Origin of the sequence: Streptococcus sp. DD13 (assembly GCF_001578875.1) — a bacterium.
GTDB lineage: Bacteria > Bacillota > Bacilli > Lactobacillales > Streptococcaceae > Streptococcus.
This window is the reverse complement of record NZ_KQ969507.1, coordinates 38,391-61,459: the sequence shown is the minus strand read 5'-3', so window position 1 is coordinate 61,459 and position 23,069 is coordinate 38,391. Positions and strand designations below refer to the sequence as shown.

At 43.3% G+C, this 23,069-nt stretch carries 18 protein-coding genes; 6 read left to right on the top strand and 12 right to left on the bottom strand.

Going from position 1 to position 23,069, the window contains the following annotated elements:
* Positions 1-8: 8 nt before the first annotated feature.
* On the bottom strand, positions 9-2,174 hold the full coding sequence (locus STRDD13_RS06590; RefSeq protein WP_067103299.1) for an alpha-galactosidase: 2,166 nt from the start codon (positions 2,172-2,174) through the stop codon (positions 9-11).
* Positions 2,175-2,288: 114 nt separating this feature from the next.
* On the opposite strand from STRDD13_RS06590, the gene STRDD13_RS06585 reads away from it, so the two are divergent.
* Positions 2,289-3,131 (top strand): AraC family transcriptional regulator, encoded by an 843-nt coding sequence (locus tag STRDD13_RS06585; protein WP_067103297.1) that lies wholly within the window; start codon positions 2,289-2,291, stop codon positions 3,129-3,131.
* Positions 3,132-3,319: 188 nt separating this feature from the next.
* Here the strand turns inward: STRDD13_RS06585 and STRDD13_RS06580 are convergent, their stop codons facing one another.
* The 5 genes from STRDD13_RS06580 to STRDD13_RS06560 form a co-directional block, all read right to left on the bottom strand.
* Complete coding sequence (locus tag STRDD13_RS06580) at positions 3,320-7,738, bottom strand: S8 family serine peptidase (RefSeq protein WP_067103295.1); 4,419 nt, start codon at positions 7,736-7,738, stop codon at positions 3,320-3,322.
* Positions 7,739-8,164: 426 nt separating this feature from the next.
* The gene (locus STRDD13_RS06575; RefSeq protein ID WP_067103294.1) at positions 8,165-8,857 is read right to left on the bottom strand and encodes a TIGR00266 family protein; all 693 of its coding nucleotides are present in this window, start codon (positions 8,855-8,857) and stop codon (positions 8,165-8,167) included.
* Positions 8,858-9,023: 166 nt separating this feature from the next.
* Positions 9,024-9,533 (bottom strand): beta-class carbonic anhydrase, encoded by a 510-nt coding sequence (locus STRDD13_RS06570; RefSeq protein ID WP_067103292.1) that lies wholly within the window; start codon positions 9,531-9,533, stop codon positions 9,024-9,026.
* Positions 9,534-9,606: 73 nt separating this feature from the next.
* A complete protein-coding gene (gene radA, locus STRDD13_RS06565; protein ID WP_082781212.1) occupies positions 9,607-10,992 on the bottom strand; it encodes a DNA repair protein RadA in 1,386 nt (461 codons plus the stop codon).
* 5 nt (positions 10,993-10,997) lie between these two features.
* On the bottom strand, positions 10,998-11,441 hold the full coding sequence (locus STRDD13_RS06560; RefSeq protein WP_067103523.1) for a dUTP diphosphatase: 444 nt from the start codon (positions 11,439-11,441) through the stop codon (positions 10,998-11,000).
* A gap of 247 nt (positions 11,442-11,688) precedes the next feature.
* On the opposite strand from STRDD13_RS06560, the gene STRDD13_RS06555 reads away from it, so the two are divergent.
* A complete protein-coding gene (locus STRDD13_RS06555; protein ID WP_067103521.1) occupies positions 11,689-12,714 on the top strand; it encodes an NAD(P)H-dependent glycerol-3-phosphate dehydrogenase in 1,026 nt (341 codons plus the stop codon).
* Between the two features lie 11 nt (positions 12,715-12,725).
* The gene (galU, locus tag STRDD13_RS06550; protein WP_067103288.1) at positions 12,726-13,628 is read left to right on the top strand and encodes a UTP--glucose-1-phosphate uridylyltransferase GalU; all 903 of its coding nucleotides are present in this window, start codon (positions 12,726-12,728) and stop codon (positions 13,626-13,628) included.
* A gap of 57 nt (positions 13,629-13,685) precedes the next feature.
* Here galU and STRDD13_RS06545 read toward each other — a convergent pair whose 3' ends face one another.
* From STRDD13_RS06545 to STRDD13_RS06525, 5 genes are all read right to left on the bottom strand, one after another.
* The gene (locus STRDD13_RS06545; RefSeq protein WP_067103287.1) at positions 13,686-14,363 is read right to left on the bottom strand and encodes a rhomboid family intramembrane serine protease; all 678 of its coding nucleotides are present in this window, start codon (positions 14,361-14,363) and stop codon (positions 13,686-13,688) included.
* Positions 14,356-14,883: a 5-formyltetrahydrofolate cyclo-ligase gene (locus STRDD13_RS06540; protein WP_067103285.1), complete on the bottom strand. Its 528-nt coding sequence runs from the start codon at positions 14,881-14,883 to the stop codon at positions 14,356-14,358. The genes STRDD13_RS06545 and STRDD13_RS06540 overlap by 8 nt, the downstream gene beginning before the upstream one ends.
* Positions 14,880-16,034: an N-acetyldiaminopimelate deacetylase gene (locus STRDD13_RS06535; RefSeq protein WP_067103284.1), complete on the bottom strand. Its 1,155-nt coding sequence runs from the start codon at positions 16,032-16,034 to the stop codon at positions 14,880-14,882. The genes STRDD13_RS06540 and STRDD13_RS06535 overlap by 4 nt, the downstream gene beginning before the upstream one ends.
* Positions 16,035-16,174: 140 nt before the next feature.
* Positions 16,175-16,873: a 2,3,4,5-tetrahydropyridine-2,6-dicarboxylate N-acetyltransferase gene (gene dapD, locus STRDD13_RS06530; RefSeq protein WP_067103282.1), complete on the bottom strand. Its 699-nt coding sequence runs from the start codon at positions 16,871-16,873 to the stop codon at positions 16,175-16,177.
* Positions 16,874-17,035: 162 nt separating this feature from the next.
* The gene (locus STRDD13_RS06525; RefSeq protein WP_067103280.1) at positions 17,036-17,581 is read right to left on the bottom strand and encodes a hypothetical protein; all 546 of its coding nucleotides are present in this window, start codon (positions 17,579-17,581) and stop codon (positions 17,036-17,038) included.
* A gap of 770 nt (positions 17,582-18,351) precedes the next feature.
* Here STRDD13_RS06525 and STRDD13_RS06520 point away from each other — a divergent pair.
* From STRDD13_RS06520 to STRDD13_RS06510, 3 genes are all read left to right on the top strand, one after another.
* Positions 18,352-19,560, top strand: coding sequence for an ATP-binding protein (locus tag STRDD13_RS06520; protein ID WP_067103279.1), 1,209 nt, complete (start codon positions 18,352-18,354; stop codon positions 19,558-19,560).
* Between the two features lie 465 nt (positions 19,561-20,025).
* On the top strand, positions 20,026-20,802 hold the full coding sequence (locus STRDD13_RS06515) for a hypothetical protein (RefSeq protein WP_067103277.1): 777 nt from the start codon (positions 20,026-20,028) through the stop codon (positions 20,800-20,802).
* 107 nt (positions 20,803-20,909) lie between these two features.
* Positions 20,910-21,359, top strand: coding sequence for a hypothetical protein (locus STRDD13_RS06510; RefSeq protein WP_067103275.1), 450 nt, complete (start codon positions 20,910-20,912; stop codon positions 21,357-21,359).
* 128 nt (positions 21,360-21,487) lie between these two features.
* Here STRDD13_RS06510 and STRDD13_RS06505 read toward each other — a convergent pair whose 3' ends face one another.
* On the bottom strand, positions 21,488-22,978 hold the full coding sequence (locus tag STRDD13_RS06505) for a Sau3AI family type II restriction endonuclease (protein ID WP_067103274.1): 1,491 nt from the start codon (positions 22,976-22,978) through the stop codon (positions 21,488-21,490).
* Positions 22,979-23,069 lie beyond the last annotated feature (91 nt).

Here is a 23,069-nt window from a genome sequence, read left to right as displayed (position 1 = left end):
CAATCCTCCTAAAGTTTATTGAAAATATATTGAACACTATAGTAATCTTTTTGGACAAACGGCATCGTCAAGCCGACGTTCATCAGCTCGTCTCCGTAGAAGACCGCGTCCAGATTTGGACAATGGTAGCGGGCACCAGGATCCAGTCCTTTTAGACGGACCTGAATGAGCGGTGCCTCTGGTTGAGACAGGACTTTCACATAGGTAAAGACCGCTTGACTTTGATCCTCAGCAACATAGTTGCAAGCATAAGTATTCGCTGTCTTTTTAAGGCGATAGAGTTTGCCAAATTGCACCGTCTGACGAATAGTCTTGTAGGTAGCAGTCTGCTCTGCTACTTCTGCCAATTCGTCCTCTGATAAGAAAGTTAAATCCAGTTCATATCCCAGATTGCCCATCATCGCGACATTCCCCCGGGTAGAAAAGGGAGTAATCCGCCCAACCTGATGGTTAGGTACGGCTGAAACGTGGGAGCCCATCGAAACCACGGGATAGATGAGGCTCGTCCCTTCTTGAATCGACAAACGACCGATCGCGTCCGTATTGTCACTCGCCCAAGCCTGGGGCATGTAGTAAAGGACACCCAGGTCATTACGACCACCCCCGCCTGCACAAGACTCAAAGAGAACATGTGGAAAACGACTTGTCAAGCGGTCGAAGACACTATAGAGCCCTAGCATATAACGATGGTAAAACTCATGTTTTTTATCGTTGGCTAAACCTTCTGGGATATTAGTGATATTGCGATTCATATCCCATTTGACATAGGTGATATTGGCTGAGTTCAAAACCTTGCCGACAGCTTCTACAATATAATCACAAACAACTTCCTGGGATAAGTCTAGCACCAATTGCTCTCGGCTGTATGTATGGTCCCTGCCACTTGTCCGAATGGCCCAGTCAGGATGGCTACGATAGAGGTCTGAATCCACCGAAATCATCTCAGGCTCAAACCATAAGCCAAACTCCATACCCAGATTATTGACCGCATGAGCCAGGCCATCCAGGCCATGTGGCAATTTTTGCTTATTCACCATCCAGTCGCCTAAAGAGCTTTCATCGTTGTTCCGATTCCCAAACCAGCCATCATCGAGAACAAAGAGTTCAATACCTGATTGGCTGGCAACCTTAGCCAATTCCAACAATTTCTCTTCTTTGAAGTGGAAGTAGGTCGCCTCCCAGTTGTTGATCAGAATGGGACGTTCTTGCTTGGTAAAGGGACTACGGCTGAGATGATTCTTAATAAAGTCATGGCTAGTCTGGGTCATCCCTGTCAACCCCTTATCCGTGTAGGAGAGGAGAGCTTCTGGCGTTTGAAACGCATCGTTTACTCCGAGAGACCAGCTGAATTGCTCATCATTCAGCCCCATCCCCCACCGGGTCGTATGAAGCGGGGTTGCTTCCGCAAAAGCCGTAAAATTCCCGCTGTAGACCAGGTGTGCCGAGTAGACTTGACCATGGTCTTCTGTCACATCCTTATCCGCTAAAGCGATGAAGGGGGTTCGGGAGTGACTAGACGCCCCTCGAATACTCCCAATACTGTATTTCCCAAAAGGCAGTGGGGTTACCGTCCATTCTTTTTCAAAAGCGTAGCGACCCGTCAACGTATGAACATGAACATCCATGTGCGGTAAATCAAGGGTAAAGGACAAGGCCTTCTCGATTTGTGCCGGATGGCTACCCGTTTGGATGTTAGCGGAGCGAGCCAGATAGTTGGCTACTGGAAAGACACTGTAAGACAAGGTCACCGTGACCTCGGTTAACTCATCGTAGAGATCAATCTCTAACGTCTCGACCGACTCTTCGTCGCCAAAGCTAGCTGGTAGACCAGATAAAGATTTTTTCCCTTTAAAGATACGATGTCCCTTGTACTTGAGATCCAAAGCAGTTCCAAATGCACTGCGTAAATCAATGGCTGCTGTTCGAAAATCACCTAAGCCATTGCTGCTGTATTCCTGTGGCAGGGTATCCAGGGAAAAAGTTCGGTTCCCTGCAAAAGGACTTGGTGAGAAGGAACGATCCAGGTAAACTATGGTATTGCTCGCATCGAAATGGTTGATTTTTTTACCAAAGTAACGGTGTACGAGATGTCGGCTATCCAGGACCTGCAGGATGTAGGAAAATTCTGCTGCCTGCAAGTGAAAGAGACCTTCTTGCTCTTGGTAACGTATCACGTCGTCTTCTCCTTTTCTTAATCTTGACCTTATTTTACCAAGCTAAAACGATTTCAAGAATAGGTTTTTGTTCTGTAAATATGGTATAATGTTTCCTATTGAGGAGGACAGTCATTGAATATTCTAAATGCCTATGACGAGTTTGATAGCCAACATTTCGACTTAAATGTTGACCATTATGGAGCAGAAGTATGTGCTCGCAACTACTCTTTTGGACCTACCATCCGGGATAATTACGTCCTCCATTTCATCCTAAACGGCAAGGGAACCTTCATGATCGATGGGCAAACAACGCTTCTTCAAGAAGGGGACATCTTTGTACTTCCTAAGGACAAGCTCACCTTTTATCAGGCTGATGCAAAAGAGCCTTGGGCCTATATTTGGGTTGGTTTTAGCGGTTCACGGGTAGAGAGCTTCTTGCGGCAAAGCACACTCCTAGATCACTACTATCTGCACTCTTCTCAAGAATCTCAGATCTTGGAAGACATGATGGCTATCGCCCGCCAGGCCCGCCACGGTCACGGTGTCATCCGAGAGCTTTTCCTCATCGGCGAACTGCATAAGCTTCTGGGCCACTTGATCGAAGAATTTCCTCAAAAGGAGCTCTCCGAATCCAAGCACATCGCCCATAGCTATGTCCAGCAAGCAATGAAAATGATTCATGCTCAATATGGCTCCCCTTTGAAGGTAGCAGATATCGCTGAGAACCTCTCCCTCAGCCGTTCCTATCTCTATAAGATTTTTAAGGAAGAGACCGGTTATTCTATTAAAGACTATATCTTGCATGTGAAGATGAACCGCTCTACCCAACTCCTCCAAAATCTCAGCCTATCCATTGCTGAAGTAGCCTATTCTGTCGGATACAAGGATCCCCTCAACTTCAGTAGCACCTTTAAGCACTACTATCACATCAGTCCCAGTGACTATCGAAAACAACAATCTCAACCTCTCCTCTAAGAGGGGTTTTGTGTTAGACTGATGGAGACAGTCTCGCCACAAATCTCGTCTCGCCTGTTTTAAATACGCAAAAACCACCCTGTAGATTTCCCAACTTGACTAGGATCAAGAGAGAAATCACAGAGTGGTTTTCTATTGAAACAAGACTTTATTCAGCCTTGAAATGGTGCAACTATCCTGATAGGGGCTCACACGCGTTTTTCTTTGGATTTTTTTGGTTTTTTTCCATCCAATTTTTTCTTGGCTGCTTTGAGTTCATTCACTGCCTCTTTGACATCTTCTTGGCTGGCACCAGGATTCTTGAGAACTGCTTGTGCTTTTTGGAAGGCGATCAGATAAGCCTCCTTCACTTTAGCCGAAGCATAGAGGAACTTTTCGTTCTTTTCTTGTTCTTTGGCCTCTTTCTGGATCAATTTTTCAAGACTGCTAAAGTTTGTCGCCTTCCCATCTAGGGCTTTAGAGGCTTGATCCAGTTGAGTTAAGACTTGGTCCACTTGGTTTTGGGTGACTTGGTCAGCTGTCAAGAGTAAAGCCAAGGCTTGGAAGGCCCGGTCAAAGGCTTGCTGCTTGCTGGCTTTCGCATTCGCGTAGCGTCCTGTCTGTGTCAAAGCTGCATAGTCCTGAACCCGTCGTTTCAAAGCGACGATATCGGTTTCTTTTCCGTCCAGCTGTCCTTGAGCAGCTTCTAATTGGGCAAGGAGCTGATCAACCTCTTCCTGGGTGAGCTTACTGGTTACGCCTGTTTGGGCATTGGTCAGTGCTAGCTGATAGCCTGCCTTGCGGGATTCGCTGGCATTGTAGAAGGCAGCCGTCTGGAGGACCTTGTCCGCCTGCGTAATCGAAGAGAGCAAGGAAACTTTCGAAACGACCTTTAAGTAGACACGATTGGTTTTTCCTGCTAGGACTGAAATCTGATCGATATCCCCATAGAGCTCATAACCGGTCGGCAAGCTTGCCACCAAGCGGTACACTCCTGTCGCAACAGACTTGCCGAAGGAGTTCTTCCCATATTTTTCACTTGGGAGACTGACAAAGTTGCCATCTTCATCTTCAAGGATCAGTGTGGTGGATTTTGGTACCGCCTGGTCAAATACCACACTGAGGGGAGCTAGGGTAACCTCTTTAACCAAGAATTCAATCGTCTGGAAGCTATTTTCTTCTGTCAAGTTGAGAGGGAGTACCTTGGCACTCTTCAAGCGAAGATCACCTGTATTATAGGTAAACAGTTCAATCTCATACTGACCAAACGGCAAGAAATTGATGGCTTTCGACTTGTCTACTGTTACGTATTGTCCTTGCGCATTTTTGACACGATAGACAAAGGCGGTGTCCACTTGTTCATGCGTATCTGCATCCGCAAGAATGACTTGTACCCGACCACTATGTTGGTCCCCTACCAATTCTGACAAGGATATCAGATCGCTATTGCCTGCATAGTCCTCTACGATATAGTAAAGATCTGCGATTGCGATTCCTTCTGGGAGCGTGAAACCACCGTCAGCATTCGCCGTCACGTAAATCCGTTCTTCATAGGTGTGCACCTGTCCTAATGCGTCTCGTCCTTGGTAAGTATAAGAACCATCCTCTTGTGCCTTGATATAGAAGACTTTTTGGCTCAGCACACCTCCATTTCCTGGATCTTTAGCTGCACGCGCATAGAAGTAGCGTTGCCCATCCTTCTCTGTGATGTAGCCCGTGGTAATGACAGGCTTTTGGGTATCAATCTGGATGGTAAAGCGGGTGACTTGGTCTTCTGCGCCTGGAACAGCAGGAGTCATACGGATGACATACACATACGTCCCGTCAGCCAACAAGCGACCTTGGCTATCTTCTCCTCCCCAAATCGTATTGCTCAAGGCATAGGATTTTGGATTTTGCGGATTGCCATCATAATAATTCGGACGTGCATCCACCGTTGCACTTTCCCAGAGCGGATGCGTCCATTCGGTATCGTCTGCTGCGTAGACTTCTGCCTTCACATTGTAAGCAGTCCGGTAAAAGACACTGCGATAGAAGATTTGATCTTGGTTGTCATCCCCATTTGGTGAGATCGCAAAGCGGACCTGTCCATTCTCATCCAAGGCCAGGAGATAGCGGCCGTCCTCTTGCTCAACAGAGCCCAGCAGGGTCAATCCTTGATAGGAGTTTGTTCCTGTGCTGACCAATCGCTTGCTGACACCAGTCGCCACATAGGAAGCTGGGGCATTGGCTGGGATCTCATGATCTGCAGGAATGGTGTAATAAAAACCATTTTTCCCATCCCGAATCAAATTGTAGATTGGTTGTTCTGCAACAGGTAAATCTTGAAAGGCTCCCCTAAAGCCGATAAATGGTAAACTGACGACATCTCCATCATCTGCAGGGTCGACGAATCGAACAAACCCTTCTAAGAAATAGCCATTTGGCATGAGAGTCGTCAACTCCTCTGCAAAGCGTGAAGCATCTATCTTCACTGTGACCGTCTCGCTAGATCCAGCTTTGATCGTCACTTCCGGCCAAACGGTCTCTGTTAGCTTGCGCGGTGTCAAGGTAAAGCGACCATTTTCGACCTGATCTGTATCTGTATTGACAATCATCTTGAGGGTTCGGTCTTGCTGGCTCACATTGTGCACCACTACATCAAAGCTAAAGCTGTCTCCTACATTTCCCATGGAAACACTCGGATAGCCATCAAGTCCTGTTATATATAGACCTGTTGAGACTGCAGCAGCAACATCTACCACCCCAGCGCCTTGTTGGCGAGGAGAGGTATAGGCTCCCGTCTCCGCATTGACATGAAGTTTGGCAGTAGACATGATCAACCCTTTGACCAAGGCAGAGATTTCCTCTGGCGCCTTATCCGGGTAGGTTTTTTTGACATATTCTGTCACCAAGGCCGCCACACCAGCGACATGAGGAGAGGCCATCGAAGTCCCGTTCATACTACCATAGGTCTCATCGTTTAAGGATGAATAGATATAGCCACCAGGAGCTGTGACATCCGGCTTGAGGGCGCCATCAATGGTGACTCCCCAACTAGAGAAGGCAGACATCTTTTGCGCATCAGTAGCGGTCACATCCGCGACATTTTGATTGAAACTGAGTTTGTAGGGATGATCTTTCAGAGCTTCTCCATAAGCCTTGCTGATAAAGATCGCAGGAGCCTGTGCAGCCTCTCCCGATAAGCCCATGGTCACATTGGCTCCATCGACGTTGTTATAGACAACGACACCCACAGCCCCATGTCGAAGGGCATTGAGCACCTTATCCCCAAAGGTAATCATTCCCCGTTGGACAAGGGCAATCTTCCCCTTCACATCAAGAGACGCGAAATCTCCTTCTTGTCCTAGACCCGCATAAACATAGTCATAGGCTTTCCCTTTTTCGAATCGACCATTTGTCACCGCGTAGGTAAAGTTCCATTTGCCACGATTTTGTTGGACATCGTCTTCTAAGCCGATGACTTCCATCACTTCCGTTGTCAAGACAGAGTTATTGACAGAGGCGACAGAAATGGTCCCCTCCACGGTAGATGGATTCCCGACAGTTCCGTAGTCCGGGTTTTCTGCTAGAGGCTGGCTATAACCATCCCCGTAGACATTACTATTTCCGGCAGAAATGAGAACAGAAACCCCATTTTGTCGTGCATACTCTACCGCTTCTTGGATCATGCTTCCGGCATTTACCTGAGATCCAGTCACGCTTCCCAAACTTAAGTTGATACTATCTGCTCCAAGATCAACAGCATCTCGAATGGCTTTTGCATAGATCGATTCACTGGTCGAACCTGAACGATCAGAGAAGACCCGCATGAACATAACTTGAGCTTCTGGTGCCACCCCGAAGACATACTCTCCGGAGCTGATCGGTTTACTTGGATTCCCAGCAGCGATACCGGTCACATGCATCCCATGAGAGGATTGCTTTTGCTCCTTGATTTGATCATCCGCATCCATGTAGTCGTAAGCAAAAACAACCTTATCACTATACCATTTGCCATAGTCGATTCCAGCCTTTTCTTTCACCGCATCCATCTCTGCCGCAGATTTGTACTTAGCCTTAGCGACATCCGTAATCCGCAAGACATCATGCTCCAAGTCTAGACCAGAGTCAATCACAGCGATGACGGTTCCTTCTCCCTTATAACCCAAATCCCAGGATTGAGAAGCGTGGATGATCTCATTACTGGAAGTACTCTTCGGGGTGACCGCTTCAGTAGGGTTGCTCTTTTCGCTTATTTCAGCAGACTGCTTTTCCGTGCCATCGGATGCTTTCTCACTTGTTTCGCTAGAAGCTATGGCAGCCTGAGGTGTCTGGCCGACCTCTTCTGTCTGAGAAGATTCTGGGCTTGTTTCTTCTGTTCCTTCCTGTGGATTAGTTGCTGCATCTGTCTTCGGAGTGACAGCTGTCTCTTGGCGGCCCCCTTCAGAAGGAGTGATTTCTTCATCCGTGACAGCTGTGGTTGCCCCTTCCGCCTGACCAGTCGCAGACACGACCTGAACCTGATCCGCTGATGAAACCAGTTCATCGGCTTGTGCAACTGCATTTCCAACCACAAATACAGATCCCAACAATACTGAGGCAAGTCCAAATTTGTACTTTCTCAGTGAAAACCGTTCTTTTTTCATCTCTATCTCCTTATTTTAAAATAGTATAAAACCATTATAGTACAAAATTTTCTGAATCTTTCGGCAAGGTTTCATTTGTAACACTTTTGTAATAGTACGATAGTTCGTTTTATAAAAAAATATGCCTTTTAAAACCTTTTAAGCTGATAACTAGACAGATATAACCGAACTTTCTATTTGATTTAACTATAAGTTGTTCCTTCTTTTCCCTATATCTATCCAGCATCTTCATATGAGTACCTCAGCTTTTCTGCCTTCTTTCTAGGACTCGTCAGGAAATCCTCACCCCCACCTCTTTCACACAGCCAGCATTTCCCTGCATAAAAATAAATCAATCTATCCTTTCTGGTAAACAAAAAAGAGATTTTCATCTCCCATGACCTCTCAGATGAGGATTTCAATGGGGATGAAAATCACTTTTATGTTTTAAGACGTGACCAGATATCGTTTCAACTGACCTGAAAATTGAGCGATATTTAAACTTTGAACGTAGATTTCTCCTGTTCCTGTAAAGGTATTTACGACTCCTTCACCGGTCCCGATGGATTGCCAAAAGCCGTTTTCCAGATGGATGTTATAGTCGAGACTAGTACTCCAGGCTACCACATGAGCATTGTCAATCGTGATGGTTTGTTGATTCAGGTCGATCCTCCGGATGGAGCCAAAGGCATTGGCTAAGAGTGTTCCATATCCTTCAGTCGTCATGATGTAAAAGCCACCTTGGCCACCAAACAAGGCCCGACCCACAGATTGGCGTTCCATATGGTATTGGGCTGAGCCATCCATAGCAAGGAAGGCCCCATCATTCAAGCGATACTGCCTGACTCCTAAATCCAGGGAGATAACCTGTCCTGGAACATTGGGTGCAATGGCCAATACACCGGGACCTTGATTCGCAACAGCCTCTGTGATAAACATAGCTTCATCAGAAGTGATCGAGCGGCCAATGGCTCCGACAAACTTCCCAAGACCATTTCCACGACCGTTTAATCGGGTATTAAGGGTGACCGTTGGAGAATGGTAGACCATCGACCCTTGTTGGATATATACATTCTGTCCACCTGCTAGATTGATCTCGACAAGCGGAAACTGCATATTACTATCAATAGTATAGTCCATGCTAAACCTCCTTTTGCTTTTTCGAGTCTATCATATCATATGTTGCACATTTTTTAAACAGCTCTCTTGGTAACGGATTCAAGAAATGCAAAAAAGAGAGCAGAAGGCTAATCTGCTCTCGCCTGTACATCCTTTTTGAGACTTCATCTATCATCCATTCCATCTCTTAAAATGCTTCCTCACAATAGACGGCAGACATCTTCCCCGTGTCCACATCATAGACAGCACCAGAAATTTCCACATCTTCTGGAATCAAGGGCGATTCCTTGAGGAGCCGCATGTCTTCCCGAACACTTTCTTCTACATCTGTAAACGGTAGAAAGTCTTGATGCTGAACGTCCACTCCCAACTCCTGTTGCAAATGTGCGACAAACTCGTGATTCGTAAAGGTTTGAGCCCCACAATCTGTATGATGCAAAATCACGATTTCGCGTGTCCCCATTTGCTGTTGAGAGATGACCAGAGAACGAATCATATCCTCCGTCACGCGCCCACCGGCATTTCGCAAGATATGGGCATCTCCAAGCGCTAAGCCCAAAGCTTGCGCCACATGTAGACGGGAGTCCATACAGGTCACGATGGCAACCCGCATTTTTGGCTTGATAGGTAGGTGAAGATTGCCATGCAATTCCACATAGGCTTGATTGGCCTTCATAAACTGTTCAAAATAAGACACACCTTTTCACCTCGATGGTTTGATATTCAAATATTTCTATCATCATATCACTTTTAAGACAATTTGTCACTTCTTAGGCAAAGACCTTTTTGAGAACTTCCTGAATCGTTGTCACTCCGACCACCTGGATCCCCGAGGGGGGCGTGATGCCGGTCAGCGAATTCTTCGGCACGTAGATCTTAGTAAAGCCAAGCTTTGCGGCTTCATTGATGCGCTGTTCGATCCGATTAACCCGCCGAACTTCTCCCGTCAGGCCCAGCTCCCCTACAAAACATTCCTGCGGATTGGTGGGCTTGTCCTTGTAGCTGGAGGCAATAGCGACGGCTACGGCCAAGTCAATGGCAGGCTCATCGAGCTTAACCCCACCAGCAGACTTGAGATAAGCATCCTGATTTTGCAAGAGCAGTCCAGCCCGTTTTTCCAAAACAGCCATGATGAGACTGGCTCGGTTGAAGTCCAACCCTGTCGTCGTGCGCTTGGCATTTCCAAACATGGTCGGTGTCACCAAGGCCTGAACCTCTGCCAAAATCGGTCGTGTCCCTTCCATAGTCACAACGATTGAGGACCCAGTTGCTCCGTCCAACCGTTCCTCTAGAAAGACCTCACTGGGATTGGTAACCTCCACCAAACCACCTGACTGCATTTCAAAGATGCCAATCTCATTAGTCGAGCCAAACCGGTTTTTAACCGCTCTCAAGATACGGAAGGTATGGTGGCGCTCCCCCTCAAAGTAAAGGACTGTATCCACCATGTGCTCCAGCATCCGCGGACCAGCAAGCGTCCCTTCCTTGGTCACATGTCCCACGATAAAAATGGCAATGTTATTGGTCTTGGCCAACTGCATGAGCTCAGCCGTCACCTCCCGCACCTGAGAAACCGATCCTTGCACCCCAGAAATCTCTGGACTCATAATGGTCTGGATAGAGTCGATGATGAGAAAGTCTGGCTGGATCTTTTCAACTTCTGCTCGTACACTCTGCATATTGGTCTCGGCATAGAGGTAAAACTCACTCTCGATATCGCCCAAGCGCTCTGCTCGAAGCTTAATCTGCTGGGCGGATTCTTCCCCAGAAACATAGAGAACGGTTCCTACTTGAGACAGCTGGGTAGAGACCTGTAAGAGCAAGGTGGACTTCCCAATCCCCGGATCCCCTCCGATAAGGACAAGACTGCCCGGAACTACTCCTCCTCCAAGCACACGGTTGAATTCCTCCATTTCGGTCTTGGTCCGATCGACATAGATGGAGGTCACCTCAGCCAGTTTCATAGGTTTGGTTTTCTCACCTGTCAAGGACACTCGGGCATTTTTGACTTCCGCAACCTCAACCTCCTCGACAAAGGACGACCAGGCGCCACAGTTGGGACAGCGACCTAGGTACTTGGGCGAATGGTAGTCACAATTTTGACAAACAAATGTCGCTTTTTTCTTTGCGATGATACACCTCTTTCTAGATTTCAAACGATCTACTGTCCAGTAGAACCAAATCCACCCGTCCGCACACCGTCGGCTTCATCTCCGTCTGCAATTAAGAAAGGAGCAAAGACAGCTTGGACCACCCGTTCTCCCACTTCTAGAACCACTTCTTGGTCAGTGATATTTTTCATCTGAGCAAAGATATGTCCCTCATTTCCAGGATTTCCATAATAATCCCCATCAATGACCCCAACGGAATTGATCAAAACCAAACCCTTTTTACGAGGGTTGGAGGAGCGATCATAGAGATACAATACTTCTCCTGATTGCATATAGGCCTTGACTCCAGTTGGAACCAGAACGATCTCTCCTGGAGCGATAACGGTGCGGACTGCAACCTTCAGGTCATAACCAGCTGCATGAGCTGTCTCCCGCTTCGGCAATAATTTTTCATCTGTAAACTGTGATACCAGCTCAAATCCTCTGACTTTCATTTCCCCTTCTCCTCTTTTATATTGGGCCACACGCCCATCCTCTATCATTATACTATATCCTCTAGACTCTGATGGGATTTTAAACAAAAATAGCTCATTTATTTATTCGAAAGTCCCTAATCTTACTATCCAATAGAAATTGGAAGAGGAGCTTCTCCTCGGGCGGTCATTCAATAGAAGAGCAATGAAAATCCGACCAATCTATGCTATAATGGGAATGAACCGTTCCCATAAAGAGGAGAAAGATATGGAAAAACAAAAAATTGCCGTTTTAGGACCTGGTTCCTGGGGAACTGCCCTATCACAAGTTCTGAATGACAACGGTCACGAAGTCAGAATCTGGGGAAATATCCCGGAACAGATTGATGAAATCAACGAAAAACACACGAATACACGCTATTTTAAAGAGGTCGTCTTGGACGCTAATATTAGGGCTTACAAGGATCTGACCGAAACCCTGACCGGAGTAGATGCAGTGCTCTTTGTCGTCCCTACCAAAGTCACTCGCTTAGTGGCCAAACAAGTCGCTCAAGTATTGGCTACATTGGACCAAAAAGTAGTGATCATTCACGCCTCCAAAGGGCTAGAACCTGGTACTCATGAGCGCCTTTCTACCATCCTCGAAGAGGAAATTCCTGCTCGCTATCGCTCTGAGATCGTTGTCGTCTCTGGACCAAGCCATGCGGAGGAAGCCATCGTACGCGACATTACCTTGATTACATCTGCATCCCAAAATCTGGAAACTGCAGCCTATGTCCAACGATTATTTAGCAATCAGTATTTCCGTCTTTACACCAATGACGATGTGATTGGCGTCGAGACAGCTGGAGCACTGAAAAACATCATTGCCGTCGGTGCTGGTATCTTACATGGATTGGGCTATGGGGACAACGCTAAAGCCGCAATCATCGCACGTGGTCTGACCGAAATCACTCGGCTAGGTGTCAAAATGGGTGCCAACCCCTTGACCTATAGCGGATTGTCCGGTGTGGGTGACTTGATTGTCACCGGGACCTCTGTTCATTCTCGCAACTGGCGAGCTGGAGATGCACTTGGAAGAGGCGAAAAGCTCGAAGAGATCGAAGCCAATATGGGCATGATCATCGAAGGAATCTCAACTACGAAGGTCGCCCACGAGCTGGCACAAGAATTAAATGTTTACATGCCCATCACAGAGGCGATCTATCAGGTCATCTACCAAGGTGCGGACATCGATAAGACAATCAAGGCCCTTATGGCAGGTGAGGTCCGCCAAGAAAACGAATGGTCTTAAAGGAGAAATACATGGCACAGAAAGTTAGAAAAGCGGTCATCCCGGCAGCTGGTCTTGGAACCCGTTTCCTCCCTGCGACAAAGGCGCTAGCAAAAGAGATGCTCCCCATCGTTGACAAACCAACGATTCAGTTTATCGTAGAAGAAGCTCTAAAATCCGGTATCGAAGATATCCTAGTGGTTACCGGAAAGTCCAAACGTTCGATCGAGGATCACTTCGACTCCAACTTTGAACTCGAATACAATCTAAAAGAAAAAGGGAAAAACGATCTTCTGAAACTAGTCGATGAGACAACAGGGATTCGCTTGCATTTTATCCGTCAAAGTCATCCTCGTGGACTTGGAGATGCCGTTCTTCAAGCCAAGGCTTTTGTGGGCAATGAACCCTTCGTTGTCATGCTAGGGGACGACCTCATGGATATCACAAACGACAAGGCAATCCCTTTGACCAAACAACTCATGAACGACTACGAGCAAACGCACGCATCCACCATCGCTGTCATGCCAGTTCCTCACGAAGACGTCTCTTCTTATGGAGTTATCGCCCCTCAAGGCGAAGGAGTCAACGGTCTCTACAGCGTCGAAACCTTTGTCGAAAAGCCAAAGCCAGAAGATGCTCCAAGTGACTTAGCGATCATTGGACGGTATTTATTAACACCGGAAATCTTTAAAATTTTGGAAACGCAAGAACCTGGTGCCGGCAACGAGATCCAATTAACCGATGCGATTGATACCTTGAACAAAACACAGCGGGTGTTTGCACGGGAATTTACCGGAAGCCGATACGATGTCGGAGACAAATTTGGATTCATGAAAACCTCCATCGACTATGCCCTCAAGCATCCTCAGGTAAAAGACGACTTAAAGCAATACCTCATTAACTTGGGTCACGAGCTCAACCAAGAAGAGGATTGATAAAACACAACAACCCTTTCGGAAATCCGAAAGGGTTGTTTTTTCACTTCAATAGCATTAGCGACCCGATAAGAGAGGAGAAAGACCGATAATCAAAAGAAGAAGATAGACCCCGATGGCTAATACCCGTTCCCTCTGAGTAAAAGCTCTTTCCTCTCCACGAATGGGAATCATCATGGCACAAAGGACTCCACCGATAGCACCTCCCAGGTGACCTGTGACACTGATACCAGGAGCCGTAAAGGTCACGACAATATTGATAATCAGTAAACTGATATAGGAATTGCTCAAATACTGCAAATAGGGACTCCGAGTAAAGAAGCGCAGGGTCGCTGCAAAGGCAAACAAGCCAAAAATAGAGGTAGAAGCCCCTGCTGAGACGACTTCTGGACTAAAGAAGAAGGTTGCCAGATTGCCCATTAAACCAGATAAGAAATATAGCATCAGGAATTTCCACGGTCCCAAAATACCTTCCAACTGGCTTCCCACGTAGTATAGAGCAATGGCATTAAACAAGATATGCTGAAAACCAATGTGGACAAAAACAGGACTGATTAAGCGCCATATCTGACTTGGATCTGCTATCAGGGCCTTTCCAAAGAGTCCACCAAAATCATAAACGGTTCTGGAACTTGCAAAACTACTTGGATGGCTTAGCACCATCAAGATAAAAACAGCAATCGTCACAACAAGTAAGCTATAGGTCACTGGATACCGAATAGTCCCTTTATTCACTCGTCAACACCTCCTGTACTGGGATATCAAACGCTTGGGGAGAAAATATCTGCCGTTGAAAAGGATATACGATACTGATCGTCGCCCCTTGATAATCCGCTAAATAACGATCATAAAAGCCGCCTCCATATCCGATGCGATATCCTTCCGAATTCCAGGCTAAGCCTGGGACTAAAATCAAATCGATTTCTTCCTTGGCACAGGCCTGATCACTATTTGGCTCTAATACGCCAAAGGAAGAAGGCGTTAGCTCCCCTGGCTGATAAGGGAAAAAGGCCATCTTCCCCTTTCCCAATACTTTCGGTAGCACCACCTCTTTTTGGTCCTCTAAAGCCCGGGCTAGCAGGGGGGAAGTATTCACTTCAAAGTCCATGGACATAAAAAGAGCGATTCGTTGACTTTTTTGATAGGCTGTAGACTGCCAAAATTGCTGAGCCAAGACTTCATCCCACTGGCCTTTTTGAATCGGATCCACGGTCTTTAGACTTTGAATCATCTGCTTACGGAACTCTTGCTTCATTCCAAATCGCCTCTTTCCTGTTTATTTACTTTATGCGCTAAAAAGGCACTAATCGTTTCGACCGCAAAGGGAAGGACTGCTTCATCCGGACTCATCTGAGGGTGGTGCAGGGCGTAAGGGGTGTCCACTCCCAGCCAAAACATGACCCCCGGCACCTGATGGAGGAGATAGCCGAAGTCCTCTCCTGTCATTGCGGGTTCAATCTCTATCAGATGCACCGCCTCATCTGCCTCAAAATAGTTCATCAGTTCTGCTGCCAAAGCAGGATCGTTTTCAACTGGTAGATAGCCACCCTGGTTCAACTCGATCACCACTTCCAGCCCAAAAGAAGCCGCCACCCCTTCAGCGATCGTTCGCAGACGATCTTGAACCAAGAGATTCATCTCCTGTGTCAGAGCTCGAATCGTCCCATGCAAGAAAGCTTCATCAGCGATGACATTGTTGGTCGTTCCCGCTCTCATAGCCCCAAAGGTTACGACCGCTCCTTCTATCGGATCCACATTTCGGCTGACCACCGTCTGTACCTGGGTCACAAAGTAGGCTGCTGCTACCAGGGCATCCTTGGTCTTATGCGGAAAGGCTGCATGTCCTCCGATCCCCTTAAAGGTTAGCTTCACTTCACAAGTTCCCGCAAATAGCGTCCCCCGGTTCGTCGCGATGTCGCCCACTTGAAGATCCGGTCTCACATGAAGACCATAAAACTCATCTGGCAACCAGTCGCCAAAAGCTCCATCCTCATACATGAGCATGCCTCCTGCTAGATTTTCCTCCGCTGGTTGAAAGAGGAACAAGAGATTCTCCTTGGGTTGTTGCTGGAGTGCTTGCTCTAACAAACCCAAGGCCGTAGTCATATGGATATCATGTCCACAGGCATGCATCCGACCTTGATGCTGGGAAGAAAAGGGAAGGCCCGTTTGCTCCGTGATCGGAAGACCGTCCATGTCCGTCCGCCAGCCAATTGTCTTTTCTGGATTGGTCCCTTTTAGAAAGACCAAGATCCCTGTTTTCCACGTCTTCTGCTCTACAAAAGGCTTATCCACTGTTAGTTCAGCAATCCGCTCTAAAAGATAAGCCTGGGTTTTGTACTCCTCTAATCCCAGCTCTGGTATCTGGTGAAGATCTCTCCGGATTTGGATTAAATCAAGCGTCATTTTCTAGTCTCCTTAATGAAAGAAGCAAAAACTCTGCAGTTTCTCTTCTCTCTCCTCTTCGTCTATTGATTTAAAAAAAGGAGAAGCCGTCCACATCCTTGGCTACTCAGGGACCGGCTCTACTTCTCCTTTGCTACTTCTTAAAGATGACGTAATGCGTCTTCTAGGGCCGTTTTTTGTTGGGTTTGCGCATCAATGGCTTTAATGATCCGAGCCGGAACGCCTGCCACAACGACATTTTCAGGGACATCCTGAGTCACGATAGCTCCTGCTGCCACGACTGATCCGCTTCCTACTTGCACCCCTTCAATGACAACCGCATTGGCTCCCACTAAGACATTGTCGCCGATACGGACAGGCTCTGCAGAAGCTGGCTCAATCACACCAGCCAAAACAGCCCCTGCGCCAATATGGCTATTTTTGCCCACTGTCGCACGGCCACCTAGGATAGCCCCCATATCAATCATCGTTCCCTCACCGATTTCTGCACCGATGTTGATCACAGCCCCCATCATGATGACGGCATTATCCCCAATGGCAACCTGGTCCCGAATAATCGCACCTGGCTCGATTCGGGCATTTATCTCACGCTTATCCAGCAGAGGAACCGCTGAATTTCGACCGTCTTGCTCTACGACATAGTCTTTGTTTTCTGTCAGTTCTGAAAGCAGAGGGGCAATCTCTGCCCAGTCCCCAAAAAGGACATTGCCTAATTTTGTCACAGTCTCAGGGATCGATCCCTTCAAGTCTCCTTCAAAGGTCACTTTGACGTTGGTTTTTTTCGTTGCATTGCCGATAAAGGCGATAATTTCTTGGGCTGTCATTTTTTGTGCTGTCATGTGGATTCCTCATTCCTTCTAACTTTCTACTAGTATACCAAAAAACGAGAGGGTTTTCGATTAGAAGCCTGGTTCATGCCCTCCTGGGTCATCTGATTGATGTGGATAAGTAAAAAAAAGCCCTCCCAACGGAAGGACTGTCTATTCCCGGACTCCCAAATATTAGCTAAGGGCGTCGTAGGCTTGTTGCAACATCGATGCTGCTGTTTGGTTGGTTGTTTTCAAGGTAGAAGCTAAGCTATCCCGAACTGTAGCAGGGATTTCTGTCGTGTCTGATCCCAGTTGGGACAGGCTACTATCAAAGGTTTGTTTTGAAGAATCAAGTGTTGACTTCATTTGTTCAATTTGCTCATCGTAAGAAGCTTTTGCAGATGCTGGCAATCTCTTTCCAATTTCGTTTGCATGCTTCAGATAGTTGTTGATCATTGTTTCATAGAGTTTTTTATAGTCGCCAACTGTCTTCGCATTGTCAATCTCTGCATCTGTCAACAAGGTTACATCTGTCTCAGTTTTTTCAGAAGCTGATGAAGATGAGCTCTCTGTTGAAGAGCTGTCAACCGTTGAACTTGAGCTACTTGCTTCCGATGAAGAGCTTGATGACTGACTTGCAGAAGATGAAGAAGCTTGCGTTTGGGAACTATTGTTTGAGCAAGCAGCCAAGGCTACTACTGCAAACAAGGCAATACCAGCGGTAAGATATTTTTTCATAATCGTCTCCTAAAAATAATTTTTGATAGGAATAATTCTAACATAATATTATTTTTTTGTCAAAGTATTCCCCGGGGGGAGTCGTTGAGGGAGAATCAGAAAATTTTTCAGGGAAATTTTTAATTTCTATACAAAAAAAGACATCCAAGAAAAAATTCTTGAATGTCTGTAAACGTTGATCTATCACTGATAATTAGCGTTAAGAGGCAACTGACTTTGTCAGCTTGCAGCCGTATTTGTAAGTGGCTAAAGCCACAACAACTACGTCAACTGCACCAATTTAGTCAGAAAGTATAAAAAAAGAACACCTTGAAAGGTGCTATTTGTAAGCATAGTAATTCTCTCGAATTAACGTTTACTAAATTGTGAAGCTTTACGAGCTTTCTTAAGACCAGGTTAATTCTACATCATGATATAAATATGGTAAATTATCACTAAAATCAAGTAATTTTAAGAGATAAATCCTCAATCTTTACATATATAACCCTTTTAAAAATCGAGAGGTTATCAAAGGGTTATCACTTTTTTAGTTTTCGGAGCTTATGTAATTGAGAAATATGAACTACTGTATCATAAAGATGGTGTACAGTTTAGCTACAACTGTACAGTTTCTTCGTGCCAATGCAATTTCATTTTCTATCCTGAAGATATTTAAATATCCCTAGATGTTATTTTCAAAAAAATGAAAACAATTGGACAAATAAAATATTATTTCTAAATATTTGAAAATAATGTCTATTTGTATTATACTATCTTTGAGGTATCTATTTATGAACTATATTAAAAGACCGCATTATTTAGACTTTTTAAGAAGGCATCGTGACCACCAAATCATTAAAGTTGTGAGTGGAGTTCGACGAGCTGGTAAATCTGTTCTCTTTCAACTATATCAAGAGGAGTTACTAGCAACTGGAGTAGACGAGGATCAGATTATATGCATCAATTTCGAAGATTTGAGTTACTATGAACTGCGACATTTTCAAACATTATTTGCTTATATAAAAGAGCGGTTAGTTGAGGAGAAAACATACTATATCTTTTTAGATGAAATTCAACATGTTGAAAAATTTGAACTGGTAGCAGATAGTCTATTCATCTTCCCAAATGTAGACCTCTATTTGACTGGATCTAACGCCTACTTTATGAGTAGTCAATTAGCTACAAACTTGACTGGTCGGTATGTTGAGATAGAGGTCCTTCCTTTGTCATTTGAAGAATACCTATCAGGTCAATCTCTCTCAGAGAATCTGAACACAACAGAAATTTTTAACAATTATCTCTTTAGTGCTTTCCCTTACTTATTGCAAACATCATCTTACGCTGAAAAAATTGACTATCTCAGAGGAATATATAACTCAATACTGTTAAATGATATTGTCACTAGATTGGGAAATCCAAATCCTACTATTATTGAGCGCATTGTCCGAACCCTTCTCAGTAGTACAGGTAGCTTAATATCAACAAATAAGATTCGCAATACCCTTGTCAGCCAAAATGTTTCAATATCCCACAATACTTTGGAAAATTATTTGACAACTTTGACAGATAGTTTACTTTTTTATTCCGTTCCACGTTTTGATGTAAAAGGTCGAGCATTATTGCAACGCTTAGAAAAATATTATCCCGTTGATTTAGGTTTACGACATCTCTTATTACCAGACCACAAAGAAGATATTGGGCATATCTTGGAAAATATTGTGTATTTGGAATTGAGACGTAGATATTCACAAGTATATGTTGGTAATTTAGATAAATATGAAGTTGATTTTGTTGTTGTAACTGATCTGGGTCACTACGCTTATTATCAAGTCAGTGAAACAACACTTGCTCCAGAAACACTAGACAGAGAACTTAGACCACTTGAAGCCATTAAAGATCAATTCCCCAAATATCTATTAACAATGGATACGATTCAGCCAACAGCAAATTACAATGGTATTGAGAAGAAAAATATCATAGATTGGTTACTAGAAAAATAGATATGTACTGAACCTATAAATTGAGACACAAGAAAAACACTCCTGTCAAAATCTAGTGAAACTATGAACAGGAGTGTTTTGTTATGGCCGAAAAAGCTTATTCAGTAGAAACTAATACTAGACTAAAAATCAATGATGGAAACTCTTGATTTCTATACAAAAAAGACATCCAAGAAAGAATTCTTGAATGTCTGTAAACGTTGATTTATCGCTGATAATTAACGTTAAGAGAACTGGCTAGCTTTACGAGCTTTCTTAAGACCTGGTTTGACACGGTTGAATTTCATATACTTTTAGAACCCCTTTAAATCAATCCTGAGCATAGCTGTACTGCTTTTTTATTTTAAAATTTTTGAATATATTTGATTGAATGAGGGGAATTTTTTATTTTATTTCTTAAACCATCTGTTGTACATAATAATATTACTTAATTTATAGTATATAATAGAAGAAAGGAGGTCAATAATGATAGATAAACGTCTGAAATCATCTAGCATCCCTGCTTCAGTAATATTGAATAATTTCGTAACGAATGAACCCGAATCAAATTACGAATATTTCCTATTAGATTTTCTCAATCATTCAAAATACTTCCAGGAGAAAACTAATCATCAAACATATCAAAAACCATTAACTGAAAGCAATTCTGAATGTGACGCAATAAATTCTCGATATAGTATCGATTTTAAACTTCTAGCAACCAATACATATCTTCGAGGACTGAGACTAACTAGTATTAGTGTGTCAAGAATTTCAGATGGATTTATTACGTATGGTGTTCCCAAAAGGCCCAATGAAGATTTTCTTGTAACTGAAATACATAAAGTTTTTAGACCACTATCACTGAAAGACATGACTAGTATTCGTCATAAACGGAATATAATAAAACTTAGTCTTGAAGATGACATCTATAACGTTCTAACAACTATGGAAACTAACAAGAATTTACTTTTATTTTTCCCATATAAATTTCACATTGACGAAAATATAGAATTATCACAGATGACTAAAATAATAAGAGAAGCGCTAGAAAATGATTTTCATAACCTTTCAATTTATAGAGAACAACATGCTTACAAATTTGAAACCTTTTTGATGACTGTCTACAAAAACTATTTTCTTCTCTTTTCCTTTAAAAAATCAGAATTTGATCTTCTAGAAGTATTCGACACCCAAAAATCACATAGATATATTAAGCTTACCGACTACTCCAACCCGTTTAAACGTTTTAACGATAATTAACATTCAGAAAAATAAGTCTTTTTCTGAAAAAAGTGATTGCTCGTTATAGTCCATAGCATATTTTAGTTTTTAAACACTAATTGTGTTATTTTTCATAGGAGGAACAAATGAACGATTTTGAATACGGCTTGCCTGTAACTTGGCTAATAGAATTTACAGAGGCTTTAAACGAAGCTTTAGACTTTAAAAAATTCGATGTAACTTTAGATAGTCTGAATTTAAAACCAAGTCAAGAAAACAATAGACTAGTTGATAAAATTAAGGATGAGCTATCAAACTTCCTTTCTTATGGACAATTGAAAAGTAATAGAAGTCCAATCTATTTTGACTTAAACTATCCAGATGATTGCTTGGGTATAGTATTGTTTAATAGCAGAAACTACATTGATGCCGACTTATTACATGAATACTTTGAAAAAATGGATTTGCTGAAGGAGGATGCACCAAAAAATTATTACAGCGCTCTTATCAAGCAATGGATTAATGATGCTGAAATTATTGAAAGTGAAGTCCAACTACTAGTTCATCAAATCACAAAAAGACATTTGAATCAGTAGAACTTAAGTTCCAATTTTATATTGAAGGAATATAGTTTGTTAAAAAAACAGACTACCTTAGGCCAATAAAAAAGAGGATTCGCATCCTCATTTTTGTTGGTAAAGATAGATAATCATTATTTCCCATATCAATCCCACTTACCTTCTAGTACTTTTTTCAAAAATTTCTTAGGAATCCAAAAAGAGTGCTTTGTGATGTGTCGTCCATCTGGAAGGACATCTGTATCAGACAACTTCCCTTTACCGACAAATTCTCCAGGCTTTAATTCATAAAGTGTGTTCTGAGCATGGATTTTCGTAAAGAGAACTTGATTAATCTTACTCTGTGGGAAGTTTGTTGAAATGCGATGTCCATTTTGAGTTAATTGAAGACCATTCATTAAAATCTGTCTAGTCTCTTTCCATACACGCTGAACTTCATCTAATTGTCTATCAGGAAATCCCCAGAATTTGATATTATCTAAAACAAACTCTTTAGGAGCAACCTCTTTGAATACGACAAATAAGAAACGTTTGTTATAAATTTCTAAATAAGGATGGGATTCTTCCCACTCTTCTACATCAATCAACTCTTGGAAATTATAAGTTTTAAACGGAGAATCTTCCTTTGGTAAATTATTTTCATCTACACGAATAACCCTCAAATTCATATTTGCTTTTTGAAATTCTTTGGTCTTATCCAAATCACCTGTTAAACCTAAAATCTTCCGAATCAGAGTACTATTCTTACCTTTTGCCTTGGGATTCACTTCAAACAGTTCGTACAATTCTTTCTCAGAGAAACCTTTATATGCAAGTATCTTATCTGCAATAACTTCCGTAAAAGCCTTTTTCTCGCCCTTAAAATTAGCTAGAACACTTTCTTGATCTGACTGGTTAAAAATTTTATTGTTGATCAGATAGGTCATATAGCTGGACTTTAATTCCCAAGCTCGTTGTTTTGCCAATTCATTACTGAAAGGTTGTTGTCTTAAATCTTTTCCTTTACCTGTTCCCTTCGTACAAGTGGACAAATAATTTCCATCTGATTCGGATAATTCATGAGCCTTTCCTTGTCTGATTTTTCCTGTTATTCTCTTAAAATCTTCTAGAATGACAGGCATATCCTCTTCAAACCATTCATATAGAAAAATTTTTTCAATCTCATAGTCTGCCATCGTCTGATCAGGAATTAAACCATTGTAGAACAACAACAGAATTTTGGCACATTTTTTCCATAAATGAGTGGAGTAAAAATCCTCTAAATTCTCCTCCATATAGTTTAGTATTGTTAATACAAGTCGTTCTTTAGCACTAAGCGTTCCATTTTTATTTATTTTAAATGGCGTAACTTTTAATTCTACACCTATTTTTCCAAAATCAGCTTCTGAGTCGCTATTAGGTGGGTACCCATAAAAATATTTCTCAATGTAATTACCGTATTGACCTTTCGATTTCATGCTGATTGGCTTATCTGCCACTTCAGAGACAACTTTTTCAACATAATTTTCGTAAGTCTTATAAAGTGAATGATTATATTCTTCCATAATGTCAGAAAATTTTCTATTCAATAATTGAGTAGAATAATCAATAACACTCTGAAGTTCACTGTCATCATAATTAAATAAGTTCTGATCCATTGTTTTCTCCTGTCCGTTATATTATACCAAATTGAACGACAGCAATCATTCAGGCTTGATCAATTGTAGAAAATAGGATATAATGTATTGA

Bases quoted from the DNA above. Each gene is read 5' to 3' on its own strand.
- STRDD13_RS06580 (WP_067103295.1), bottom strand. From the start codon at position 7,738: ATGAAAAAAGAACGGTTTTCACTGAGAAAGTACAAATTTGGACTTGCC.
- STRDD13_RS06575 (WP_067103294.1), bottom strand. From the start codon at position 8,857: ATGGACTATACTATTGATAGTAATATGCAGTTTCCGCTTGTCGAGATC.
- STRDD13_RS06560 (WP_067103523.1), bottom strand. From the start codon at position 11,441: ATGAAAGTCAGAGGATTTGAGCTGGTATCACAGTTTACAGATGAAAAA.
- STRDD13_RS06555 (WP_067103521.1), top strand. From the start codon at position 11,689: ATGGAAAAACAAAAAATTGCCGTTTTAGGACCTGGTTCCTGGGGAACT.
- galU (WP_067103288.1), top strand. From the start codon at position 12,726: ATGGCACAGAAAGTTAGAAAAGCGGTCATCCCGGCAGCTGGTCTTGGA.
- STRDD13_RS06540 (WP_067103285.1), bottom strand. From the start codon at position 14,883: ATGAAGCAAGAGTTCCGTAAGCAGATGATTCAAAGTCTAAAGACCGTG.
- STRDD13_RS06535 (WP_067103284.1), bottom strand. From the start codon at position 16,034: ATGACGCTTGATTTAATCCAAATCCGGAGAGATCTTCACCAGATACCA.
- dapD (WP_067103282.1), bottom strand. From the start codon at position 16,873: ATGACAGCACAAAAAATGACAGCCCAAGAAATTATCGCCTTTATCGGC.
- STRDD13_RS06525 (WP_067103280.1), bottom strand. From the start codon at position 17,581: ATGAAAAAATATCTTACCGCTGGTATTGCCTTGTTTGCAGTAGTAGCC.
- STRDD13_RS06520 (WP_067103279.1), top strand. From the start codon at position 18,352: ATGAACTATATTAAAAGACCGCATTATTTAGACTTTTTAAGAAGGCAT.
- STRDD13_RS06515 (WP_067103277.1), top strand. From the start codon at position 20,026: ATGATAGATAAACGTCTGAAATCATCTAGCATCCCTGCTTCAGTAATA.
- STRDD13_RS06510 (WP_067103275.1), top strand. From the start codon at position 20,910: ATGAACGATTTTGAATACGGCTTGCCTGTAACTTGGCTAATAGAATTT.
- STRDD13_RS06505 (WP_067103274.1), bottom strand. From the start codon at position 22,978: ATGGATCAGAACTTATTTAATTATGATGACAGTGAACTTCAGAGTGTT.